Genomic DNA, 16,218 nt, shown 5'->3' with positions numbered 1-16,218 from the left:
AACCAAAGAAGCGAAAGAAAGAGCCCAAAAATGAAAGTTCTCGCATCAGTCAAGCGGATCTGCCGCAACTGCAAGATCATCAAGCGCAAAGGCGTAGTCCGCGTAATCTGCGTGGAACCACGTCACAAGCAGCGTCAAGGTTAATCGAGGAATAACAAATGGCACGTATTGCAGGGGTTAATATCCCAAATCATCAGCATACCGTTATCGGCCTGACGGCCATCTACGGTGTGGGCCGTCCACGCGCAGAGAAAATCTGTGCATCGACCGGTGTAGCAACTAACAAAAAGATCAAAGATCTGGATGATAGCGAACTGGAAAAACTGCGCGATGAAGTAGGTAAATTCATCGTCGAAGGCGATCTGCGTCGTGAACTGTCCATGAACATCAAGCGTTTGATGGATCTGGGTTGCTACCGCGGCATGCGTCATCGTAAGGGTCTGCCTTGCCGTGGCCAGCGTACGCGTACGAACGCACGTACCCGCAAGGGACCGCGTAAAGCCGCTCAATCGCTGAAAAAATAATCCGCTAGGGAATAATTATGGCTAAGTCGCAAAATAACGCCGCATCAGCACGCGTGCGTAAAAAAGTTAAAAAGAACGTCGCTGAAGGCATCGCACATGTCCACGCTTCGTTCAATAACACCATCATTACCATCACCGATCGTCAAGGCAATGCCTTGTCGTGGGCTACCTCCGGCGGTGCAGGCTTCAAGGGTTCGCGTAAATCGACCCCGTTCGCAGCGCAGGTCGCCGCGGAAGCCGCTGGTAAAGTGGCTGTTGAGTGTGGCGTCAAGAACCTGGAAGTACGTATCAAGGGCCCAGGTCCTGGTCGTGAATCCGCAGTTCGCGCGCTGAACAACCTGGGCATCAAGATCACCGAGATCCAGGACGTGACGCCGGTACCGCACAACGGTTGCCGTCCACCGAAACGTCGTCGTATCTAAGATAGTGTTGCAGAGGGCGCTTCGGCGCCAGCTGCTTTGCTGTCTGTTGTAACTCAGTACAGTTGTGTGAAAACGCTGGAGCAGGGAGCCGGAAACGGTTATACTGCCCGGCTGTTCTTGCCTGTCAAATTCCATTTGACGGGTTTTTCGTTTTCAGCCACCGTCTGATTGAAACCAAATCAGACTAGCGCCTAACCGCATCAGTGTGTTTCATCATGCATGTGGCTGGGGCGTTATCATTAAAAAAAAGGAAGTATCGTGGCACGTTATATCGGACCTAAAGCAAAACTCTCCCGCCGTGAAGGTACAGACCTGTTCCTGAAGAGCGCACGTCGCTCGCTGGACAGCAAGTGCAAACTGGACGTCAAGCCAGGCCAGCACGGTGTTAAATCCGGCGCCCGCACCTCGGACTACGGTAACCAACTGCGCGAAAAGCAAAAAGTAAAACGCATGTACGGCGTGCTGGAACGTCAATTCCGCCGCTACTTCGCTGAAGCAGACCGTCGTAAAGGCAACACCGGCGAAACGCTGTTGAAGTTGCTGGAAACGCGTCTGGACAACGTTTGCTACCGCATGGGCTTTGGCTCGACCCGCGCTGAAGCGCGTCAATTGGTCAGCCACAAAGCGTTCACCGTGAACGGTATCGTTGTGAACATCGCTTCGTACGCAGTTAAAGTTGGCGACATCGTTGCTGTTCGTGAAAAATCGAAAAAGCAAGTGCGTATCGTTGAAGCACTGTCGCTGGCTGAACAAGTTGGTATGCCTAGCTGGGTTTCGGTTGATGCCAAGAAAATGGAAGGTACCTTCAAGTCCCTGCCAGAGCGTAACGAAATCGCTAACGACGTCAACGAATCGCTGATCGTCGAGCTGTACTCGCGTTAATAGCAGTTAGCACCATCACCGCCCACTCAGCTTAGATGAGTGGGCGTTTTACTAATGCCATCAGCCTTATCGGTGTAATGAGCCGAGGGTATTGAAAAGGACATTTCATGCAAAACAGTTTGTTGAAGCCACGTATTATCGATGTTGAAGCTCTCGGTGCAGGTCACGCCAAGGTCGTGATGGAACCGTTCGAGCGCGGCTATGGCCACACATTGGGTAACGCGTTGCGCCGCGTTCTGCTGTCGTCGATGGTAGGCTACGCGCCGACCGAAGTGACGATCGCTGGCGTCGTCCACGAATATTCCTCCCTCGATGGCGTGCAAGAAGACGTCGTCGATCTGTTGCTGAACTTGAAGGGTGTGGTTTTCAAAGTCCACAACCGCGATTCGGTAACCCTGACTCTGAAAAAAGAAGGCGAAGGCGCGATCCTGGCCTCCGACATCGACCTGCCGCATGACGTCGAACTGATCAACCCTGACCACGTGATCGCCCACCTGACCGCTGGTGGCAAGCTGGACATGCAGATCAAGGTTGAAAAAGGCCGCGGCTACGTTCCTGGCAACGTGCGTCGCCTGTCGGAAGACACGAACAAGACCATCGGCCGTATCATCCTGGATGCGTCGTTCTCGCCAGTGCGCCGTGTATCGTACTTCGTTGAATCGGCCCGCGTTGAACAGCGTACCGACCTGGACAAGCTGATCATCAACATCGAAACCAACGGCGTGATCTCGCCGGAAGAAGCGATCCGCCAGTCGGCCCGCGTCCTGGTGGACCAGTTGAATGTGTTCGCTGCCCTGGAAGGCACGGAAGCTGCCGCTGAAGCGCCATCGCGCGCTCCGCTGGTCGATCCTATCCTGTTGCGTCCAGTCGACGACCTGGAGTTGACCGTGCGTTCGGCGAACTGCCTGAAAGCGGAAAACATCTACTACATCGGCGACCTGATCCAACGTTCGGAAAACGAACTGCTGAAAACGCCAAACCTGGGCCGCAAGTCCCTGAACGAAATCAAGGAAGTGCTGGCATCGCGCGGCTTGACCTTGGGCATGAAGCTGGAAAACTGGCCGCCTGCCGGCCTGGAAAAGTAATTCGTAGTTGTAGCAAACTGCCTGGGACAGGTGTCCCAGGCTTTTATTTTGTAGCACCAAACCGGCCCGCGATGAAGCTTCTGCCTCATTGATCGAAGAGCTGGAATTTAAACACTCACCGAAAGGATTTATCATGCGTCACGGTCACGGCCTCCGTAAACTGAATCGTACCTCGTCCCACCGTCTGGCAATGCTGCGCAACATGACAGTATCGCTGCTGCGTCACGAAGCGATCAAAACCACCCTGCCAAAAGCAAAAGAACTGCGCCGCGTTGTCGAGCCAATTCTGACCCTGGGCAAGACTGACTGCCTGGCAAACAAGCGTCTGGCCTTCAACCGCCTGCGCGACCGTGAAATGGTCGTGAAACTGTTCGCTGAACTGGGCCCACGTTTTGCCAACCGTAACGGTGGTTATGTGCGTATCCTGAAAATGGGTTTCCGCGTCGGCGATAACGCTCCTATGGCGTTCGTTGAACTGATGGATCGTCCTGATACGACCGAAGCAGTTGAAGTTGCTGGCGAGTAATCCCAGTAATTGTGTCAAGGAAAGCCAGGCCTAGCCTGGCTTTTTTGTTTTCTGCTGCAGCTATTCTTACTGCAGTGTACTATTCTTCTTTCGCGCCGGCCCGGCACATGCGCTGCCTGTTCCGCGCGTCCTCTGTCGAATGGTCGAAAAGGTAGTTCATGTCCCGTTTCCCCTCCAGCGCCACCGCGCGCGCCGCTCCACGCCATCCTTTGCTCACTTGGTTTGCTGCTTGCCTATTCCTGTTGATCGCCATCTTTGGCGCAGGCCATGCCCGCGCCGACGATGAATTCCTTGATCCTGAGCTGGCCTTCAAGTTTTCCGCCCGCATGCAGGACCCGTCCACCATCGCCGTCACGTATGTGATTGCCGATGGTTACTATATGTACCACGAGCGCTTCAAGTTCGAGGCTGTGGGCGCCAAGTTGGGCACGCCGGTGTATCCGGCTGGCAAGGTCAAGTTTGACGAGACCTTCCAGAAGAACGTGGAAACCTTCCGCAAGACGCTGACCATCACGATTCCTGTGGAGGCGGCCGGCGCGTTCACCCTGAAGGCGACGGGACAGGGCTGCTCCGACAAGGGCCTGTGCTATGCGCCGCAAGACGCCACGGCCCAGCTGGTGGGTGGTGGCGGCGGCCAGAGCATGGCGCCTGGCGGCGTGGCATCGAAGTTTGCCTTGCCTGCCGCGCCTGCCGTCAACGGCCCGCAGGCACAGGCATCGCCTGGCGTATCCGTGCTGAGCATTCCCCAGGCGGATATCACCAGTACGCCCGAGCCGGTAGCGGCGGCGCCCGTGGTGGCAAGCTCCGCGCCTGCGCAAAGCGAGATGGGCAAGATCGAAGCGGCCCTGAAGGGTGGCAAGTTGCTCGTTATCGTGCCGCTGTTCATGCTGCTGGGCCTGGGCCTGGCGTTTACGCCGTGTGTGCTGCCGATGGTGCCAATTTTGTCGTCCATCATCATCGGCGATGGCGCCAGGGTCAGCCGTTCGCGCGGCTTGCTGTTGTCGCTGACTTACGCGCTGGGCATGGCCATCGTCTATACGGCGCTGGGTGTGGCGGCCGGCCTGGCGGGCGAAGGCTTGGCGGCTCAACTGCAAAATCCGTGGGTGCTGGGCTTCTTTGCCCTGTTGATGGCAGGCCTGGCGCTGTCGATGTTCGGCTTGTATGAGCTGCAAGTGCCAGCTTTCCTGCAAGGCAAGCTGACGTCTGTATCGAACCAGCAATCCTCGGGCCGACTGGCGGGCGTGTTCGTCATGGGCGCCATTTCCGCCCTGATCGTGGGGCCATGCGTGGCCGCGCCGTTGGCCGGCGCCTTGTTGTACATCAGCCAGACGCGCGACGTTGTCATCGGCGGCAGCGCCTTATTTGCCATGGCCGTGGGTATGAGCGTGCCTTTGCTGTTAGTCGGCGTCTCGGCCGGCACCTTGCTGCCGCGTGCCGGTGCCTGGATGGATGCCGTCAAGCGCTTCTTTGGCGTGCTGCAACTGGGCGTGGCCTGGTGGCTGGTCTCGCCCGTGCTGCCGGGCGCCGTGCAGATGCTGGGCTGGACGGTACTGTTCGTCGGTTATGGCATGTATCTTCTGGTGGGCAAGAGCGGTGCGAAGCATGTCTGGGTGGCCAGGGCCTTCGGCCTCGTCTTTGCCGTGCTGGGCGTGCTGCAACTGGTGGGCGTGGCCAGCGGTGGCCGCGACCCGCTGGCGCCGCTGGCGCACCTGGGCGGTGGCCAGGTGCACGCGCAGCCCTTTACGCGTGTGAAAACCGTGGCGCAACTCGATGCGGCGCTGGCGCAGCTGGGTGGCAAGCCGGCCTTGCTGGACTTTTATGCGGACTGGTGCGTGTCCTGTATCGAGATGGAAAAGCTGACCTTTGTCGATCCCGCCGTGCGCGAGAAGATGGGGCAGGCCGTGTTGCTGCAAGTGGACGTGACGGCCAATGACGCCGACGACAAGGCCATGCTGAAGCGTTTCCAGCTGTTCGGCCCGCCTGGCATCATCATGTTCAATCCGCAGGGGCAAGAGATCGCCCAGTCGCGCGTGATCGGTTTCCAGAACGCATCGACTTTCCTGACTTCCTTGCGCAAGCTCGACGAACAGTAAGCGTTTACTTTTCTGTTCAATAAGAAAAAGCCTGCATTGCAGGCTTTTTCCATTCGTGCGTACCGCTAACACTTAGCCGGCTTTGGGATGCTCCTGCATGCCGTGGTGGCCGCCACGATGGCCGCCGTGCTTGCCGCCAGGCACGCTGTCGTCAAACACTTTCTTTTGCTCCGGCGTCAGCACGGCGTAGAAGGTTTTCAGCGAGGCGAGACGGCTTTCCTGGCTGGCGATGCGTTCCTTCGACATGGCGATCCATTGTTCCATGCGTTCTGGCGCCGACAGCTTGGCCATCGCTTCGCGCTTGGCTTTCCAGTCACCCATCGGTTTTTGCGGCGCGTTGGCGGCCGTGAAAGTGGCCCAGGCCGGTTCCTGCGCGGCCGTCAGCTTCAGCTTGTCGTGCAAACGGGCCTGGTACTTGGCCATGCGCTCGGCAGGGTTGCCACCGCGGTGCTGGCCGCGCTGGCCTTCATGTTGCATCTTGCTGCTGGCGGCAGGCGCGCTGGCGGCCGCTTCCTGGGCGTGGACGGTCAGCGATGCCGCACCCATGCCGAGTACGCTCATGGCGATGATCAAATTCTTGCGCAAGCTTGTCATTGAGGCGTTCATCTGGATTCCTTTATAAAAGTGAGGGATGTACATGTTGCTGCACATGAAGCCATGTTGGGCGTGCCATGTTTCTCCGAAGTGTCCGCTGCCAGACAGTTTGTATCGATATGTTTCTTCGGGTCTCCTATATACAAGACGATACAAATGCGCTGTGCAAGGGTGGGGGAAGTGGGGATAATTCGTGGCATGGAACCCACTTCTACAATTCTCATCGTCGACGACGACCGCGATATCCGCAGCTTGCTGGCGGACTACCTGGAAACGAACGCTTACCGCACCCTGGGCGCGGCAGATGGCACGGCCATGTGGAAAATTCTCGATGAAACGCGGCCCGACCTGATCGTGCTCGATTTGAACCTGCCTGGCGACGACGGCTTGACCTTGTGCCGCAAGCTGCGCGCGCAATCGACCGTACCGGTGATCATGCTGACGGCGCGCAATGAGCCGCTGGACCGCATCCTGGGCCTGGAAATGGGCGCCGACGATTACTTGCCGAAGCCGTTCGAGCCGCGTGAATTGCTGGCGCGCATACGCAGCGTGCTGCGCCGCAGCCATGCCATGCCGTCGAACGTGCCGTCGGACAAGGCGCAGCAAATCCGCTTTTCCGGCTGGACCCTGGACTTGACGGCGCGTCACCTGCTCAATCCCAGCGGCCTGGTGATCATGCTGTCGGGCGCGGAATTTCGCTTGCTGCGGGTGTTTCTGGAACATCCGAACCGCGTGCTGAACCGCGATCAGTTGCTGAACCTGACGCAGGGGCGCGACGCCGACCCGTTCGACCGCTCCATCGATATCCAGATCAGCCGCCTGCGGCAAAAACTCGGCGAAGATGCCCGTTTGCCGCAAATCATCAAGACCGTGCGCAACGGCGGCTACGTGCTGGCCGGCCAGGTCAATGTGGAGCCGCACGCGTGAAGGCCTTCCTGGGGTCGATGACGGGCCGCGTCTTCATGTTTCTGCTGATCGGCATTGTCGCTTCGGCTGCGCTGACGCAGTGGCTGGCCGTAGGCGAACGCCAACGTGCCATCGAGCAATACCGCGACTACCATGCCGTTGAGCGGGCCGAGCAACTGGTGATGGCGGCCGACGTGGTGCCGCTGGCTTCGCGCGCGGCTTACTTGAAAGTGGCGAACAAGGGTAGCGTGCGCCTGGAGCTGCGTCCCGACACAGAACATAAGCCCGGCACGCCGACGGAATTTTCCACCGCCCTGCAAGCCAAGCTGGGCGAGGGCTTCCAGGTCAGTGCGCTGACCGAACGTCCGGCCGCCTGCATCCAGCCGCGCCAGTCGCCTGGCATGTTCGGCGCCAAGCCATGGGGCGGTACCTGTGAAAACCTCGATGTACGCATGCAGGACGGTCACGTGCTGCGCCTGATGGTCTTGCCGCCGCGCCAGCAGCCCCCGTTCAATGAGCATAACGACTGGATGACCCTGCTGCCTTTCCTGATCAGCATCGCCATCCTCGCTTACCTGGTCACGCGCATGACCATGCGCCCGCTCAAGCAACTGGCGCAGGCGGCGAAAGACCTGGGCAACGACATCAACCATCCGCCGCTGACCCTGTCGGGCGCCAGCGAGATACGCCAGGCCAGCGCCGCCTTCAATGCCATGCAGGCGCGCATACGCCAGCATATTTCCCAGCGCACACAAATGCTGGCGGCCATCACGCATGACTTGCAGACGCCGCTGACGCGCTTGCGCCTGCGCCTGGAAAAAGTGGCGGATACCGAATTGTACGACCGCCTGGTGGGCGACCTGTCGGCCATGCAGAGCATGGTCAAGGAAGGGCTGGACCTGGCCCGCTCGATGGATAGCACGGAAGCGATGCAGGCGCTCGATCTCGATTCCCTGCTCGATAGCGTCTGCTCGGATGCGGCCGATGCCGGCCAGAAAGTGACACTGGCCGGGCAGGCGGGCATGGCCCTGATGGCCCGTCCCATCGCCATGCGGCGCTGCCTGGTGAATTTGATCGACAATGCCGTCAAATATGGCCAGTACGCGCAGGTGACCGTCGAGCGCATCGCTGGCGCGGCACGCATCCGTATCCGCGATGGCGGGCCAGGTATTGCGCCAGATCAACTGGCCAAGGTATTCGAACCGTTTTACCGCATCGAGACCTCGCGTTCGCGCGAATCGGGCGGCACGGGGCTGGGCCTGACCATCGCGCGCAACATTGCCGAGCAGCATGGCGCCACGGTCTTGCTTGCCAATCATGCCGACGGGGGACTGGAAGTCACTCTGATCGTGCCAGAGTATTACGCAGGAAAGTAGGCGTTTCCGTGCGACAATATTGCGCGTTAGGCCTACCTGCCAATTACATTCAACCTGCAGCCCTGCGCTGCAACAGCGTGACAGAACAATGAAAAAGACTAGTCTGGCAATCCTCGTGGCTGCGGCCCTGTGCATCGGTGGCGGCATCTGGTATTTCAATCATCCGTCCGGAGCGGCGGCCGGTGGGCAGGATGGCAAAGGGGGCAAGGGCGGACAGGCGCCGACGTCCGTGAGCGTGGTCGCGCCGGTGCGCCAGGATGTGCCGATGGTGCTGCAAGCCAATGGCAGCGTCATGCCCATCAGCAGTGTGGACTTGCACCCACAGACGACCAGCACGATTAGCAAGGTACATATCCGCGAAGGGCAGTTCGTCAAGCAGGGCGAACTGATGTTTACGCTGGACGCGCGCAGCGAGCATGCGAATGTCGACAAGGCGCAGGCGCAGGTCTTGCGTGACCGCGCCTCGGTGCAGGACTTCGAGCGCCAGCTCAAGCGCAACCAGGACTTGCTGAGCAAGAACTTCATCGCCCAGGGCGCCGTAGATACCCTGCAAAGCCAGCTTGACGCGGCACGCGCCTTGCTGGCCGCCGACCAGGCCGCCTTGCGCGCCGCCCAGGTCGACTCCAGCTACACCGTCCTGCGCGCGCCGCAGGGCGGCAGGGTGGGCGCCATCAATGTCTACGCGGGAAGCCTGGTGCAGCCGACCACTTCGCTGACCAGCATCACCCAGCTCGATCCGATCGATGTGGTCTTCACCTTGCCGGAAAGCAGCCTTTCGGGTTTGCTGGCTGCGCAGAAGGCGGGCGAGGTCGCGGTCAAGGCGCTGTTGTCGGGGGCGGATGGCAAGCGGCTCGATGGCAAACTGAACTTTATCGACAATGCCGTCGATCCCGCCACGGGCGTGATCAAGATCAAGGCCCGTTTTAATAATACCGGCACCGACCTGTGGCCTGGCCAGTATGTGAATACGCAGCTGACGGTGCGCACGCTCAAGGATGCATTGGTGATACCGCAAAACGCCATCATCACTAATACCACGGGCGTCTTCGTGTATTCGATGGAGGCCGACAACACCGCCAAGGTGCGCAAGATCACGCGCGTGTATGCGTTCGGCCCAAATGCCGTCGTCACCGGATTGACCGGCGATGAACAAGTCATCGTCGAAGGCAAGCAGAACCTGCGTCCGGGCGGCAAGGTGCGCCTGGCGGAAAAACACAAGGCCGCCGATGGCGCCGTCGCACCGCAGGGCAAGCCAGCATGAATCTGTCCGAACTGAGCATTCGTCGCCCCGTCATGGTGGTGCTGTTGTCCTTGAGCATCATCCTGGCCGGCGTGCTGGCGTATGGCCACATTCCCGTGGCAGCCTTGCCGAGCTACAACACGCCCGTCATCAACGTCAGCGCCGACCTGCCCGGCGCCAGCCCCGATACCATGGCGTCTTCCGTGGCCTTGCCGCTGGAAAAGCAGTTTTCCACCATCGCCGGCCTGAACCTGATCACCTCCACGAGTACCCTGGGCAATACCTCGCTGACCCTGGAGTTTGACGCCAGCATCAATGTCAACGAGGCCGCTGTCGACGTGCAGGCGGCGCTGCTGCGCGCACAGCGCCAGTTGCCGACGGAAATGACGGATTTGCCATCCTACCGCAAGATCAATCCCGCCGATGCACCAGTGCTGTTCATCCAGATGACCTCGCCATCGCTGAACTTGTCGGACCTGAATGATTATGCGGAAAACCTGATCGCGCCCAGCCTGTCGACCCTGCCTGGCGTGGCCCAGGTCAGCGTGAATGGCCAGAAACGCTTCGCCGTGCGCGTGCGTGCCCGTGCCGACCTGATGAATGCGCGCAACCTGACGATGGACGAGCTGGCCACCGCGTTGCGCGCTTCGAACACGAATTCGCCGCTCGGCATCCTGGACGGTCCCAGCCAGACTTTGACCATCCAGGGCAACCCGCAGATGATGAAGGCGGCCGATTTTGCCGAACTCATCGTCGCTACGCGCAATGGCCAGCCCGTGCGCCTGAAGGAAGTGGCCGAAGTGGAAGACAGTTTCCAGTCGACCAAGACGGCCGGCAGTTTCAATGGCGAGCGCTCGATCACCTTGCTGGTGCAGCGCCAACCGGATGCCAATACCGTGCAAGTGGTCGATGCCGTGCGCAAACTCTTGCCGGGTTTCAAGGCGCAATTGCCTGCCTCCATCCAGATTAGCCTGGTCAACGACCGTTCCGTCTCGATTCGCGAAGCCATCCACGACGTCAACCTGACCCTGGCACTAACGGTGATCCTGGTGGTGCTGGTGATCTTTTTGTTCCTGCACCGCGCGGCGGCCACCTTCATTCCGGCCGTCACCATGCCGATCTCGCTGCTCGGTGCACTGGCCCTGCTGTACTGGCTGGGCTACAGCCTCGACAACGTTTCCCTGCTGGGCATTACCCTGGCCGTGGGCCTGGTGGTCGACGATGCCATCGTGGTGCTGGAAAACATCGTGCGCCATATCGAGATGGGCAAGAAGCCGATCCAGGCGGCTCTCGTTGGCGCCAAGGAAATGGGCTTTACCATCATCTCGATTTCCGTCTCGCTGGTGGCCGTGTTCATCCCCATCTTCTTCATGCCGGGCGTGATCGGCTTGCTGTTTCACGAGTTTGCCGTCGTCGTCTCGCTATCCATCCTTGTCTCGGCCATCGTGTCGCTGACCCTGGTGCCGATGCTGGCCAGCCGCTTCCTGCCGGCCGATACGCGCGAGCACGATGACAGCGACCCCACGCATGGCGAAAAGTCTTTCATCGGGCGCCACTTCGAGGCGGGTTTCACGCAATTGCGCAATGGCTACGTGTACTTGCTCGACAAGGCCCTGGCGCACCGCAACGTGGTGCTGTGCATCGCCGTGTGCACTTTCGCGCTGACGGTGTTGCTGTATGCCACGATACCGAAAGGTTTCTTCCCCGAGGAAGACCTGGGCCAGATCCAGGTGAATACGGAAGCGTCGGAGGATATTTCTTCGGCGGCATTGCAGGACTTGCAAGGCCGCGTGGCGGCCGTGCTCAAGGCGGACCCCAGCGTGCAGGATGTGACGTCGTTCGTCGGCGGCGGCAACACGGGCCGCATGTTCATGGTCTTGAAGCCGCGCAGCGAGCGGCCGAAAATGCCCGTGGTGCTGGAAAACCTGCGCCGCGCGACGAGCGCCGTGCCCGGTATGGCCGTGTATTTCCGTCCCGTGCAAAACCTGCAGCTGGGCGGGCGCCAGAGCAAGAGCCGCTACCAGTACACCTTGCAAAGCGTCAGTCCCGGTGCGCTCAACGACTGGGCGCAAAAGTTTATTGCAGGCATGCGCGCCGATCCAGCCTTCCGCGACGTCACCAGCGATTCGCAAATCAAGGGCTTGCAGGCATCGCTGCGGATAGACCGCGACAAGGCCAGTCTGCTGGGCGTGCAAATGTCCGATATCCGCACGGCGCTGTACAGCACCTTCGGCGAGCGGCAAGTGTCGACCATCTATTCTTCGGCGGCCAGCTATTACGTGATCCTGGAAGCGGCCACGGCGGACCGTCAGTATGACGATGCGCTTACGCGCGTCTCCGTGCGCAGCAAGTCGGGTGAGCTGGTGAAACTGTCGAGTATTGCTTATGTGGAACGCACCATCGGTCCCACGGCCGTGAATCACCAGGGACAGTTGCAGGCCGTCACGATTGCCTTTAACCTGGCACCGGACGTGCCATTAGGTATCGCCACGGGCAAGATCGACGCGATGGCCAAGGAAATGAGCTTGCCGGCTTCCATCATCACGCGCTACGGCGGCGACGCGGCCGTGTTCCAGGATTCGCAGTCTAGCCAGATCATCCTCATCATCGCCGCGCTGGCCGTGATCTATGTGCTGCTCGGTGTGCTGTATGAAAGTTATATCCATCCATTGACCATTCTGGCGGGTCTGCCATCGGCGGCCGTGGGGGCACTGCTGACCCTGCGCCTGTTCGGCATGGACCTGACCATGATCGCCATCATCGGCATCTTGATGCTGATCGGTATCGTCAAGAAGAACGCCATCATGATGATCGACTTTGCCCTGCATGCGCAGCGCAATGAGGGCATGAGCCCGCCTGTAGCCATCCGCCAGGCCTGCATCCTGCGGTTCCGTCCCATCATGATGACGTCCGCGGCAGCCCTGATGGGGGCCTTGCCCATCGCCCTGGGCCTGGGGGCGGGCGCCGAGCTGCGCCAGCCGCTGGGCCTGGCCGTGGTCGGTGGCTTGCTCTTCTCGCAAGTCATTACCCTGTTCATTACGCCCGTTATTTATTTGTTCCTGGATAAGTACAGCGGCACGGGGCCGTTGACGGACGAGCAATTGGTGGCGCTCGACAACAAGGCTTGAGCGCCTGCCCGACCCGTGAGCGGCGTCCCCTTCCTGCGTGAACGGGGCGCCGTTTTGTATGGGCAGTGATACATACGGTAACAACCATCAAGGGGCGGCTCGGGTACTCTGGTTAGCGCTGCAAGGAATGTCGCTATCCTGTACGCTTCGGGTTGGAAATGCCGAGGAAGTGTTCCCAAAAGCAAGGGACTCTGGCACTATGGCTGCCCTGTAATGTTATTTCTTCGCTACACAGAAAGCACGATTCATTTTGCATGACACGACCCATTTGATGGCTGCCGACAGCGATTATTGCCCCACTTGCGGTCAATTGATCCAGCCACCACCGGCCTACGGGTCCAGGACCAGTACCACGCGCAAGGTTGCGCTCGGTGTGTCCGTCTTGCTGCACGTGCTGCTGGCGGCGTATGCCCTGTTGCGCAGCGACAAGATCGAAAAGATTCCGCCGCCGAAGAAGGAAAGCGCGATGGTCTACATTGCGCCGCTGAAGGATAAGCCGCAACCGAAGCCGCAGCCCAAACCCACGCCCAAGCCGAAGGACACGAAAGTGGCCAAGGTGAAGCCGCCGCCGGCCCCGAGCAAGCGCGTGGTCACCAAAGACGTGCCGCGCGACAAGCCGAAACTGGAAACCTACACGCCGCCGCTGGTGTCGAAAGTGCCGTTGCCGCCGCCGCCGGCTGAAGACATGAGCTCGATGATCGAGCAGCGCCGCAAGCAGCGCGAGGCGCAGAACCCCGCGCCGCCGGCCGAAGAAAGCGAAAACGACCGCGCCATGCGCGTGGCCAAGGCGAATATTGCCGGCGCGCAGGGACGCAATTCCGGTAGCGACCGCGAGGATTCGGGCGGCGTGTTTTCCATCGTCAACCAGACCTCGTTCAGCGCCGAAGTCAAGTTCAAGGGCTGGAATGGCAACTTCAAGCGCAATTGGCTGAAACAGGAAAAAGTAGAATTGGGCAATGAGCCCGATATCGAAACGGCCATCATCAAGAAGATGATCCAGCTGATCCGTGCCGAAAAGCCCGGCGATTTCGTCTGGGAATCGCGGCGCCTGGGGCGCAACGTCAACCTCAGCGCCCGCGTGGAAGACACTGCCGAGTTGACAGCCTTCCTGCGCCAGGAATTCTTTTCGGAGAAGCGGCCAGGGCCGGGACGGCGCTAAGCGCTCAGCGCAATAAAAAAAGGCTGCACCGTGTGAACGGCCAGCCTTTTTTACGCAGCGTTGATATCGGATCAAGCCGGTTTGTCGGTTCCCGCTTCCGGTTCGACGTCGTCTTCCATGTCGATCAGTTCGACCATCTGGGCCGCGCCATCTTCGCTGATGCCGGCCAGTTCCATGATCTTGTCGTTGGCTTCATCGATGCCGACGCGTTTCAACGCCGAGAACAGTTGCACGGTGAACGGGAAGCCGATGCCGTCTTCATCCACATAGCTGTCGAGCTTGGCTTTCGCCTGGCGCAAGGCATTCACGGATTCATTCCGGTTCAGCTTATCGACTTTGGTCAGGATGCAGTGGATCGGCTTGCCTGTCGGCGCGAACCATTCCAGCATCTGGATGTCCAGGTCGGTAAATGGACGGCGCGAATCCATGATCAGGATCAAACCGGCCAATTGCTCGCGCCGCTGCACGTAGTCGCCCAGCAGGCGCTGCCAGTGCAATTTGGCCGAGCCCGATACTTCCGCATAGCCGTAGCCCGGCAAGTCGACCAGCAGACATTCGATTTCTTCGACGATGGTGGCATCCTTGCGGTGCTGCGCCACGTGGGCGCCGCCGATGGAAAAGTAGTTGATGTGCTGGGTACGGCCAGGTGTCTTGGAGGCGAACGCCAAGCCTTTCTGATTACACAAGATGTTGATGGCGGTCGATTTACCGGCATTGGAGCGGCCGGCAAAGGCGATTTCCGGCACCGTGGTATCGGGCAGGTCACGCAATTGGTTGACGGTCGTAAAGAAGCGGGCTTGCCAGAGTTTTGACATGGGAGTAGTAAAGCAACAAAAGGGAGCGATAAGGGAGCGATAACGCCAAGAAGCTATTGTACAATAAGGGGTTGTTTATTGTTGCCGGCGTAGCAGCGATGCGGCTTGCGGCCCTGAAAATAAAGCAAAAATCCACAGGGCGCGGCAATGTCCACCACTAATTTCTCACTGTCTCAGGGTGCCTGAATGAATCGTGCGTTTTCACCGTTTATCCAATCCATGCTGCTCGCTTTGCTGGCTGTATCGGCAACTGCTTCCGCGGTCGAAGCTCCGAAAGCGGCCGTCAAGGCCGATGCGGCCAAGGGCGCTACCCTGTATGCCGATGGCGATGCGGCGCGCGGCTTGCCTGCCTGCGTATCCTGCCATGGCGCGGCCGGCAATTCGACCATCACGGTCAATCCGAAGCTGGCCGGCCAGCACGAAAGCTATCTCTACAAGCAACTGGTCGACTTCACCACGCCGGAGCGCAGCCAGCCCGTCATGACGACGTACGCCAAGATGCTCAGCGACGCCGACAAAAAGAATATTGCCGCCTACCTGGGCGCGCAGCTGTCCAAGCCGGGCGCCGCGAAAAACAAGGATACGATTGACCTGGGCAAGAAAATCTACCGTGGTGGTATTGCGTCCAAGCAAGTTGCCGCCTGCGCCAGCTGTCATGGCGCGACGGGCAATGGCATTCCCGTCCAGTATCCGCGTATCGCTGGCCAGCACCAGGATTACACGGTGGCCCAGCTGACCATGTTCCGCAGCACGAAGGCTGACGCCCGCAAGAACAGCGCGCAAATGCACACTATCGCCGCCCGCATGTCGGATGACGAGATCGCTGCCGTGGCCGATTACATCGCCGGCCTGAAGTAAGTTTCCATAGCGGCAAGAGATTGCCACGCACAGCAGTGCGGATGAAGAGGGCGGCCGCAGTGACGGGCTGCCCTTTTTCATGGCATGGGTCAAACAGGAGTATGCTGCCGCCTTGCGCGGAGAAACTCTGTGTTCCATGCCACATTTTCCTGAAGATTGCATATCCAGTATGAGTATCCACGTATGAGCACAGGCACGACCGGAATCGAGTTAAAGACACAACGCCGCAGCCTGGCTGAATTTGTCGAGCTGGTCTCGTCGATGCGTTTTGCCATCAGTTTGCTGACCCTGATCGCCGTCGCCTCCATCATCGGCACCGTGCTCAAGCAGAACGAGCCCATGCCCAATTATGTGAACCAGTTCGGGCCGTTCTGGTTCGCCGTCTTCGACAAGCTGAGCCTGTATTCCGTGTATTCGGCCTGGTGGTTTTTGGTGATCATGGGTTTCCTGGTCGCCTCGACCTCGCTGTGCATCGTGCGCAATGCACCGAAGATGCTCAAGGATATGCGCAGCTGGCGCGACAATGTGCGCGAGCAATCCCTGCGCAATTTCCATCACAAGATGGAGTGGCAGGCGCCGCTGCCGCGCGCCGTGCTGGCGCAGCAGATGG

The 16,218-nt window shown here is 59.6% G+C and carries 16 protein-coding genes; 14 read left to right on the top strand and 2 right to left on the bottom strand.

From position 1 onward, the window contains the following. Window positions 1-30: 30 nt before the first annotated feature. The 7 genes from rpmJ to dsbD all read left to right on the top strand — a co-directional run bounded on the left by rpmJ (window position 31) and on the right by dsbD (window position 5,532). Window positions 31-144 (top strand): 50S ribosomal protein L36, encoded by a 114-nt coding sequence (gene rpmJ, locus K0F85_RS27215; RefSeq protein ID WP_010394471.1) that lies wholly within the window; start codon window positions 31-33, stop codon window positions 142-144. Between the two features lie 14 nt (window positions 145-158). Further along, complete coding sequence (rpsM, locus tag K0F85_RS27210) at window positions 159-524, top strand: 30S ribosomal protein S13 (protein ID WP_046681666.1); 366 nt, start codon at window positions 159-161, stop codon at window positions 522-524. Window positions 525-541: 17 nt separating this feature from the next. Beyond that, window positions 542-946: a 30S ribosomal protein S11 gene (gene rpsK, locus K0F85_RS27205; protein WP_010394475.1), complete on the top strand. Its 405-nt coding sequence runs from the start codon at window positions 542-544 to the stop codon at window positions 944-946. Between the two features lie 258 nt (window positions 947-1,204). Further along, window positions 1,205-1,828, top strand: a complete 624-nt coding sequence (rpsD, locus tag K0F85_RS27200) for a 30S ribosomal protein S4 (RefSeq protein WP_010394478.1) — start codon at window positions 1,205-1,207, stop codon at window positions 1,826-1,828. A 107-nt stretch (window positions 1,829-1,935) separates the two neighbouring features. After that, entirely contained in the window at window positions 1,936-2,913 is a 978-nt protein-coding gene (locus K0F85_RS27195) for a DNA-directed RNA polymerase subunit alpha (RefSeq protein ID WP_008444343.1), read from the top strand. Between the two features lie 133 nt (window positions 2,914-3,046). Next, window positions 3,047-3,439, top strand: a complete 393-nt coding sequence (gene rplQ, locus K0F85_RS27190) for a 50S ribosomal protein L17 (RefSeq protein WP_219118953.1) — start codon at window positions 3,047-3,049, stop codon at window positions 3,437-3,439. Window positions 3,440-3,597: 158 nt separating this feature from the next. Further along, window positions 3,598-5,532: a protein-disulfide reductase DsbD gene (gene dsbD, locus K0F85_RS27185; RefSeq protein ID WP_257638197.1), complete on the top strand. Its 1,935-nt coding sequence runs from the start codon at window positions 3,598-3,600 to the stop codon at window positions 5,530-5,532. A gap of 72 nt (window positions 5,533-5,604) precedes the next feature. Here the strand turns inward: dsbD and K0F85_RS27180 are convergent, their stop codons facing one another. Then, on the bottom strand, window positions 5,605-6,138 hold the full coding sequence (locus K0F85_RS27180; RefSeq protein ID WP_219118952.1) for a Spy/CpxP family protein refolding chaperone: 534 nt from the start codon (window positions 6,136-6,138) through the stop codon (window positions 5,605-5,607). A gap of 186 nt (window positions 6,139-6,324) precedes the next feature. On the opposite strand from K0F85_RS27180, the gene K0F85_RS27175 reads away from it, so the two are divergent. The 5 genes from K0F85_RS27175 (at window position 6,325) to K0F85_RS27155 (ending at window position 13,935) form a co-directional block, all read left to right on the top strand. Beyond that, window positions 6,325-7,053, top strand: a complete 729-nt coding sequence (locus K0F85_RS27175; RefSeq protein ID WP_034753223.1) for a response regulator — start codon at window positions 6,325-6,327, stop codon at window positions 7,051-7,053. Continuing rightward, window positions 7,050-8,408, top strand: coding sequence for an ATP-binding protein (locus K0F85_RS27170; RefSeq protein ID WP_219118951.1), 1,359 nt, complete (start codon window positions 7,050-7,052; stop codon window positions 8,406-8,408). The genes K0F85_RS27175 and K0F85_RS27170 overlap by 4 nt, the downstream gene beginning before the upstream one ends. An 88-nt stretch (window positions 8,409-8,496) precedes the next feature. Then, window positions 8,497-9,669, top strand: coding sequence for an efflux RND transporter periplasmic adaptor subunit (locus tag K0F85_RS27165; RefSeq protein ID WP_219118950.1), 1,173 nt, complete (start codon window positions 8,497-8,499; stop codon window positions 9,667-9,669). Beyond that, on the top strand, window positions 9,666-12,776 hold the full coding sequence (locus tag K0F85_RS27160; protein WP_219118949.1) for an efflux RND transporter permease subunit: 3,111 nt from the start codon (window positions 9,666-9,668) through the stop codon (window positions 12,774-12,776). Before K0F85_RS27165 ends, K0F85_RS27160 begins: the two co-directional genes overlap by 4 nt. Before the next feature lie 250 nt (window positions 12,777-13,026). Beyond that, window positions 13,027-13,935, top strand: a complete 909-nt coding sequence (locus K0F85_RS27155; protein ID WP_219118948.1) for a hypothetical protein — start codon at window positions 13,027-13,029, stop codon at window positions 13,933-13,935. Window positions 13,936-14,006: 71 nt separating this feature from the next. Here K0F85_RS27155 and yihA read toward each other — a convergent pair whose 3' ends face one another. Next, the gene (gene yihA, locus K0F85_RS27150; RefSeq protein ID WP_219118947.1) at window positions 14,007-14,750 is read right to left on the bottom strand and encodes a ribosome biogenesis GTP-binding protein YihA/YsxC; all 744 of its coding nucleotides are present in this window, start codon (window positions 14,748-14,750) and stop codon (window positions 14,007-14,009) included. A 186-nt stretch (window positions 14,751-14,936) separates the two neighbouring features. Between yihA and K0F85_RS27145 the strand changes: the two genes are divergently transcribed. Continuing rightward, on the top strand, window positions 14,937-15,608 hold the full coding sequence (locus tag K0F85_RS27145; protein ID WP_219118946.1) for a cytochrome c: 672 nt from the start codon (window positions 14,937-14,939) through the stop codon (window positions 15,606-15,608). 183 nt (window positions 15,609-15,791) lie between these two features. Further along, on the top strand, window positions 15,792-16,218 hold a 427-nt coding region (locus K0F85_RS27140; protein ID WP_219118945.1), incomplete at its 3' end, for a cytochrome c biogenesis protein ResB.

The sequence above is a fragment of the Janthinobacterium sp. UMAB-56 genome (genome assembly GCF_900095265.1).
Lineage (GTDB): Bacteria > Pseudomonadota > Gammaproteobacteria > Burkholderiales > Burkholderiaceae_D > Janthinobacterium.
Note: the sequence above shows the minus strand (reverse complement) of the source record. Positions and strands in the feature narration are given on the sequence as shown.